Annotated in this window: 7 protein-coding genes; 5 read left to right on the top strand and 2 right to left on the bottom strand. The window is 69.4% G+C overall.

Going from position 1 to position 6,900, the window contains the following annotated elements; translation table 11 throughout:
* Together VJN29_RS02780 and VJN29_RS02775 are read right to left on the bottom strand one after the other, a co-directional pair.
* Positions 1-744: RNA polymerase subunit sigma-70 (locus VJN29_RS02780; protein WP_324142046.1), on the bottom strand; the 744-nt coding region annotated here is incomplete at its 3' end.
* A gap of 38 nt (positions 745-782) precedes the next feature.
* Positions 783-1,151 (bottom strand): hypothetical protein, encoded by a 369-nt coding sequence (locus VJN29_RS02775; RefSeq protein WP_324142045.1) that lies wholly within the window; start codon positions 1,149-1,151, stop codon positions 783-785.
* Positions 1,152-1,401: 250 nt separating this feature from the next.
* Between VJN29_RS02775 and VJN29_RS02770 the strand changes: the two genes are divergently transcribed.
* The 5 genes from VJN29_RS02770 (at position 1,402) to VJN29_RS02750 (ending at position 5,972) form a co-directional block, all read left to right on the top strand.
* Positions 1,402-2,127: an SDR family NAD(P)-dependent oxidoreductase gene (locus VJN29_RS02770; RefSeq protein ID WP_324142044.1), complete on the top strand. Its 726-nt coding sequence runs from the start codon at positions 1,402-1,404 to the stop codon at positions 2,125-2,127.
* A gap of 76 nt (positions 2,128-2,203) precedes the next feature.
* On the top strand, positions 2,204-2,929 hold the full coding sequence (locus VJN29_RS02765) for a DUF899 domain-containing protein (RefSeq protein ID WP_324142043.1): 726 nt from the start codon (positions 2,204-2,206) through the stop codon (positions 2,927-2,929).
* Positions 2,930-2,981: 52 nt separating this feature from the next.
* Positions 2,982-3,728 (top strand): SDR family oxidoreductase, encoded by a 747-nt coding sequence (locus VJN29_RS02760; protein WP_324142042.1) that lies wholly within the window; start codon positions 2,982-2,984, stop codon positions 3,726-3,728.
* 453 nt (positions 3,729-4,181) lie between these two features.
* Positions 4,182-5,225: a sigma-70 family RNA polymerase sigma factor gene (locus VJN29_RS02755; RefSeq protein WP_324142041.1), complete on the top strand. Its 1,044-nt coding sequence runs from the start codon at positions 4,182-4,184 to the stop codon at positions 5,223-5,225.
* A gap of 153 nt (positions 5,226-5,378) precedes the next feature.
* On the top strand, positions 5,379-5,972 hold the full coding sequence (locus VJN29_RS02750) for a dihydrofolate reductase family protein (RefSeq protein ID WP_324142040.1): 594 nt from the start codon (positions 5,379-5,381) through the stop codon (positions 5,970-5,972).
* Positions 5,973-6,900 lie beyond the last annotated feature (928 nt).

Genomic DNA, 6,900 nt, shown 5'->3' with positions numbered 1-6,900 from the left:
CTTGGCGTCTTGGGCGAGCATGGCGACGACCGCGTCGACGTCGTTGCGCTCCCAGGCGGTGACATAGCGCTGCACGAGCTGTCGCAGCGCGTCGTCGCTCAGTGAGCGCAGCGTCGCCTGCTGGCTTTGTTCCGGCAGTCGTTGGTCGACGGTCTTGTGGGCGCGCTGCAGGGCGCTGTCGACCGAGACGGGCGTCGTTTCCAGCGCCGTGGCGGTTTCGCGGGCCGAGAAGCCGAGCACGTCGCGGAGGATCAGCACGGCGCGCTGTCGCGCGGGCAGGTGCTGGAGGGCCGCGATGAAGGCCAGCTCGACGCCCTCGCGCTGCTCATAGCGGGCCTCCGGGCTGGCCGGGCCGCTGCCCAGCCCCAGCCGCGCATCCGGGTAGGGTTCGAGCCACACCGCCTCGGTCACTGGCTCGGCGGGGCCGTCGTGGGGGTCGGCGGCGGGCCCGTAGTCGACCGGGAGCACTCGTCTGGGCCGCCGCTCGATCGCCCGCAGGCAGGCGTTGGTGGCGATCTTGTAGAGCCAGGAGCGGACCGAGCTTCGGCCCTCGAACCTCGGCAGGGCGCGCCAGGCGCGCAGCAGCGTCTCCTGCAGCGCATCTTCGGCGTCCGCGGCCGAGCCGAGCATCCGGTAGCAGTGGGCGTACAGCTCGCGGCGGTAGGGTCCGGCGAGTCGGGCGAAGGCGTCGTCGTCGCCCCGCCGGGCGGCCTCGAGCAGCTGGCGCTCGCTCGCGGTCGACACCGTGCCAGCCGCGCTGGTCCCGCGTTTGGGCCCGGCGGTCATCGTTTTGGCTGCCAGAGCGCGAGCTCGCCGCACTGTGGCGCCGAGATGACACTGCGCCATCCGGCGGGTCCCTCGCGCGGCGTCAGCAGCACCGAGGCGCCGAGCTGGCGCGCGTGGTCGGTGGACGCTTGGAGCTGGTCGACCTGGACGTAGGGCAGCCACAGCGGGCGTGCGGTGCCGCATTCGACGATGCCGCCGCCGAACCCCCCTCCCAGGTCGAGGGCGAGGTAGGAGCCGCGCCCGGCCTCTATCAGCTGCCGGCGCCAGCCCAAGAGGCTGGTGTAGAACGCGCTCGCCCGTGCCTGATCACCGGTGTGGAGCTCCAGGTGAACAACGGGCCTGGGACTGGACAGCTGCATGGTCATCTTGATTGTGATCCGCGCTCTGGCTGGGATCCATCGGCGCCGGGGCAGAATCGGTCAGCGAGATCCCGGCCGCGAGGTGTACCCCGCGCTGGGCGCCGCCCGCACGGCCGCTATCCAAGCCTGAGCAGGGGTGAAGCCTGCGCCAGGTGCAGCTTTGGTGGCGGGCGATGGATTGCGGCCGTTCGCCGGATCACCACCTCCACAAGGCGGCGACTGGGCTCGCCGGGCACCACCCATACAGGAGGGTGTAATGACAATCGCAGACAAGACAGTCCTGGTGACCGGGGCCAACCGCGGCATCGGCCAAGCCCTGGTCGCCGACGCCCTGCGCCGAGGCGCCAGGCGGGTGTATGCCGGCACGCGCCAGCCGCTGGCCCACCCCGACGGGCGGGTCACGCCCCTGACCCTGGACGTGACCAACCCGGCGCAGATTCAGGCAGCCGCCGAGCAGGTCGACGCGCTCGACCTGCTGATCAACAACGCCGGCATCTGGCTGTACGACGACCTCAGCGACCGTGCCATGCTCGAGGAGCACCTGGCCGTCAACTTCTACGGCACTTGGGGCGTGACCCAGGCGTTCCTGCCGCTGCTGACCCGTTCCAAGGGGACGATCGTCAACAACGTGTCGCTGATGGCCCTGGCCGCCTTGCCGCTCACGCCGGCCTACTCGGCCTCCAAGGCGGCCGCGTTCTCCCTGACCCAGTCGCTGCGCGCGCTGCTGGCGGGGCGGGGGGTGCGGGTGCATGCCGTGCTGACCGGCCCGGTCGACACCGACATGACCCGAAGCCTCGACATCCCCAAGGCCTCCCCGGCATCGGTCGCACGGGCCATCTTCGACGGCGTGGAGAACGGGGAGGAGGACATCTTCCCCGATCCCATGTCGGCCTTGCTGGCTGACGGCTGGCGCGACGGGGTGGCCAAGGCGTTCGAGCGCCAGAACGCGGCGCTCGCACAAGCACAGCCCGTCACGGCCTAGCGAAGGAAGGGACGTTGATGCCGCGTCGTGGCGAGACGTACCGGCACAGCAACGACTCGAAGGGAGACAAGACGCAATGACCGAGCACAAGGTTGTCGGCCGTGCCGAGTGGCAGGCCGCCCGCGACGAGCTGCTCCAGCGCGAGAAGGCCCACACCCGGATGGGCGACGAGCTGGCGCTCCAGCGCCGGGAGCTGCCCTGGGTCGCGATCGACAAGGACTACCGCTTCGACACCGACGACGGCCCCCGGACCCTGGCCGAGCTGTTCGACGGCCGCTCCCAGCTGCTGGTCTACCACTTCATGTTCGGCCCCAGCTACCAGGCCGGCGACCCGGTCAACTCCTCCATCGCCGACACCCTGGACGCCCTGCTTCCGCACCTGCAGGCCCGGGATGTGACCCTGGTGCTGGTGTCGCGGGCGCCGCTGGCCAAGCTGCAGGCCTACCGGCGGCGAATGGGCTGGAGGGTTCCCTGGGTCTCGTCGGCGAACACCGACTTCAACCTCGACCTGGGCGCCTCCTCCACCGGCGAGCTGACCCCGCCGGACGGGCTGCCGCCGATCGTGGCCCAGAACGCGGCCGCGGCCGGGACCGACGTCGTTGGTTATCTGTCGGAGGCCCCGGTGGTGAGTGTCTTTGCCCTCCAGGACGGCGTCGTCCACCAGACCTATGCGACCACCTGGCGCGGGGTCGAGTTCCTGATGGGCTACTACCCGATCCTGGACCGGATGCCCAAGGGCCGTGACGAGGGCGACGCATGGCAGACCTGGCTCCGCCGCCACGACGAATACAACAGCCAGTGACGCCTACGGAAGGCCGCGCCACCGAACCCATGGCCAAAGGAAGAGGACGATCATGAGTGACTTGTCGGGCAGGACCACGGTCGTGGTTGGCGCCAGCCGGGGCTTGGGGTGTGGGATCGCCCGTGCGTTCGCCGAGGCTGGTGCTCCGGTGGTCGCGGTCGCCCGGACCGGCCCGGCCCTTGCCGAGCTGGCCACCACCAGCCCAAACATCCGCACCGAGGTCGCGGATGCGGCCGAGGAGACGGTGGCGTGGAGCCTGCTGGACCAGTATCAGCCGGAGGTGCTCATCCTGGTCGCCGGCGCCAACCCGGTGATGGGTCCGCTCCAGGACCAGACGTGGGAGACGTTCTCGGTCAACTGGCACACCGACGTCAAGATCACCTTCACCTGGCTGCGTGCGGCGCTGCTGCAGCCGCTGCCGCCGGGCAGCAGGGTGGTGGTGGTCAGCAGCGGCGCTGCCATCAACGGCTCACCGGCCAGCGGCGGATACGCCGGGTCCAAGGCCACCCAGCGGTTCCTCGCGGGCTACGCCCAGGAGGAGTCGCGCCGTGCCGGGCTGGACCTGACCGTGACGGCGGTGCTGCCCACGATGACGCCGTTCGGCGAGGTGGGCAGGCGGGGGGTTCGGGCATACGCGGCCCGCGGCGGCCAGACCGAGGAGGCCTACCTGCAGCAGCTGGGGGAGCTGTTGACCCCCGAGGGGGCCGGATCGGCCCTGGTGGAGCTGGTACGGGCAGACGCGGCGACCACGGCCCCCGGGTACCTGCTCACCGCCGCCGGGCTGCAGAAGCTGCCATGACCACCGGCGCGGCGAGAACCCCGAGTAGGTACCGGGTCACCGTCACGCTACGGCGCACCGCGGACCGTCTGCGGGGTCGCCGTCTGGCTGGCCGGTAATCGTCAGGATCAACTCCCCCGGAGTTCGTGATCTTCATGGCCCGGGGGCGCTCCCGGCGGCATTCGCCTGGCCTGCCGCGGTCGGGCGACATGGCCACGGGCCTGGCCGCATCCTTCGTCGCTTGGGAGTTGGCCCGGGGACGCGGCCGCCGGCTGGCATCCGGGCCGGGCAACGACACGACAGCCACCGGGGGACCAGCCCACCCTCCGCATCCAGGTTCGACAAGAACCCCCGATCGCGTCGCAGGCAACGTCCTCGGATGCTGCAAGCTCTTACCAAGGAGAACGCTGGACACTGGACTCGCCGGAGGGCGTTTGCCCAGGTCAGCCGGTTGTGGAAGTATCTGAGAGGACAGTGGACACGCTGCCTGAGTCGGAGTTGCTGGTTGCGGCTCGCCGGGGCGACCCGGCGGCCTTCGAGCAGCTGGTGTCCAGGCACAGGCGCGAGTTGTACGCGCATTGCTACCGAATGCTCGGGTCGGTGCAGGACGCGGAGGACGCACTTCAGGAGTCGTTGCTCGGTGCCTGGCGGGGCCTGGCCAACTTCGAGGGCCGGGGCTCGGTGCGCGCGTGGTTGTACCAGATCACAACGAATGCCTGCCTGCGGTTGATCTCGCGCAGGCCACGCCGCATCCTTTCGCCCGACTACGGCCCGCCGCGGCGGAACACCGACGACCTCGGGGACCCGGTGACCGAACCGATCTGGTTGGAGCCTTGGCCGGATGACGAACCTGCCGGTGCGCCCGGCGCCGTCGACCCCGCGGCCCGGTACCTGCGGCGGGAGAGCGTGGAGCTCGCGTTCGTCGCGGCCCTGCAGCACCTGCCCGGCACCCAACGCGCTGTGTTGATCCTGCGCGAGGTGCTGGAGTTCCCGTCGGCGGACGTGGCGCGCATCCTGGACACCACACCGCCCGCCGTGAACAGCGCGCTGCAGCGCGCCAGGAAGGCCGTCCGCCAGCGTGTGCCTGAGACGACACAGCAGGCCGAGCTGGACGCCATCGGCACGAGGGGCCAACGCGAGCTGGTGGACGCCTTCATGAGGGCCTGGGAACGCGCTGACGTCGCGGCGCTGCTGGATCTGCTCGCTGAGGACGCCAGGTTCACCATGCCGCCGCTGCCCGCCTGGTTCCGCGGTCAAGAGGACATCGGCCGCTTCTTCACCGACCAGATGTTCCGCGCGCCGTGGCGACTGGTGCCGCTCGGGGCGAACGGGCAGCCGGCGTTCGCCGGGTACCGCGGGGAGGCGGCCGGCGACCGTTTCCGGCTCGCCGGGATCAACGTGCTGGCCATTCGCACAGGTCGGATCGCCTGGATCGCCAGCTTCCTCGACCCTGACGTGCATCGGCATTTCGGGCTGCCCTCGGAACTGCCTCCAGATGATTCCCGCACGGAGCGATGAGTTTCGGCGTGGTCGCGTCTCCTAATGTTCGAAAGCGGTCACTCCGGTTCCCGATTCGCCCGGTAGGCCTGGGCGACTCTGATCGGGTGGGTGGTCTGGGCAGCTGCGGAACGGACGCCCGGGAGCGATCCAGAATGCGAAAGGGGACGAACGATGCGGAAGGTCGTGGCGGTCGAGTGGATGACCCTCGATGGGGTTGTCCAGGCACCGGGCCACCCGGACGAGGATAGGAGCGGCGGCTTCGAGCATGGCGGGTGGCACCTTGGCTACTTCGACGACCTGTCCCGAGGGTGGGTGGTTCAGGGTTACGCCGAGGCGGGAGGCTTCCTGTTGGGGCATCGCACCTATGAGAACCTCGCGGCCTACTGGCCGAATGCCTCCGAGGAAGAGCAGGTCATCGCCGAGCCGCTGAACACCAAGCCGAAGTACGTGGCGTCCAGGACCCTCACCGAGCCGCTGGCGTGGGAGAACTCCACGGTGCTCAAGGGCGACCTCGCCCAGGCCGTGGCCGCGCTGAAGCAGCAGGACGGCGAGGATCTGCACGTGATCGGCAGCAGCCAGCTGGTGCAGACGCTGATCGCTCACGACCTGGTCGACCAGTTCCGGGTGATGATCGATCCGCTGGTGGTGGGGGGCGGCAAGCGCATCTTCGGCGATGACGGTGCGCGCAGGCCGTTGCGGCTGCTCGAGCACAAGGTGACGACCACCGGCGCGATCCTCGCGACCTACGCGATGGACAGGGACTGACTGGTCGTGCGACCGAGGGCGCTAGGCTTGGGTCGCGATGACGGCTCCAGAGCGGTGGGAGACGACCGTGGAGGACGACGGCGGACACGACCTGGCGCTGTCCGGCTTGGCGTCGACGGCCGGCAAGCGGGCCAGCCGGGCTCGGGCCGGCACGCGGCCTGACCAGAGTCACGATCACACCACCGATAGGTCTGCCGCGCTCATCTGGAGCCCTACCAGGGCGTTTTATCGACGCTTACCGACGCCTGTGCTCTCGCCGGCCGGCAGTACTCATGAGATTCAGCCCGGAGATCGAGCGTCCAGCCGCGATGGTCCGTTGACGTTGCTGTCGGTATGCGGCGTCATGGGCGCTCCGGCCGGCGATACCTCCTTGGTGCCTCTGGTAGCGTGCCCGAAGCGTCTCATTCAGGACGCGCAGGATGAGAGCACATAACTGAACGCCATGAGACCACATAACTTTGCCGTCTACGGTTGAGCGTGACCTGCGGGAACGGCGTTTAGCACAGCGGTTCCCTGCATTTTGCTGATAAGGATGAAGTCGGAGGTTCAAGTCCTCCCAGGCCCACTACCAGCGACAACCAACGGGAAGGCGAGTCACAGGAATCGTCGGAGCCGGTTCGCCGACGACGTACTGGATGACACCTCATAACTGGCTTAACCTCCTGAGGTGTCATGGAAGCCTGCACGCGCTGACCCTGCTCACCTCATGGTCGTGAAGCTGCGCTAGACGGCCGGCGCCGGCCCGGGCAAGCAAGACACGACGATCGGGGCGCTGGGACCCGTCAAAGGGGTCATGGCCAGACCGCCCCGGTCCCCCAGCCGCTGAAGGTGACCAACAACGCAGACGGCGTGAAGATGGCGGCCGCAATCCGGTGACGGGCGCCAAGGTCAGGTCGACCGCTCATGTCGATGGCGTGGACGGGCGACC

This window comes from Intrasporangium sp., assembly GCF_035280925.1.
Taxonomy (GTDB): domain Bacteria; phylum Actinomycetota; class Actinomycetes; order Actinomycetales; family Dermatophilaceae; genus Intrasporangium.
This window is presented reverse-complemented; position numbering and strand designations above follow the sequence as displayed.

Excerpts from the sequence above, each read along its gene's own strand:
- VJN29_RS02775 (WP_324142045.1), bottom strand. The coding sequence starts at position 1,151 with ATGACCATGCAGCTGTCCAGTCCCAGGCCCGTTGTTCACCTGGAGCTC.
- VJN29_RS02770 (WP_324142044.1), top strand. The coding sequence starts at position 1,402 with ATGACAATCGCAGACAAGACAGTCCTGGTGACCGGGGCCAACCGCGGC.
- VJN29_RS02760 (WP_324142042.1), top strand. The coding sequence starts at position 2,982 with ATGAGTGACTTGTCGGGCAGGACCACGGTCGTGGTTGGCGCCAGCCGG.
- VJN29_RS02750 (WP_324142040.1), top strand. The coding sequence starts at position 5,379 with ATGCGGAAGGTCGTGGCGGTCGAGTGGATGACCCTCGATGGGGTTGTC.
- VJN29_RS02765 (WP_324142043.1), top strand. The coding sequence starts at position 2,204 with ATGACCGAGCACAAGGTTGTCGGCCGTGCCGAGTGGCAGGCCGCCCGC.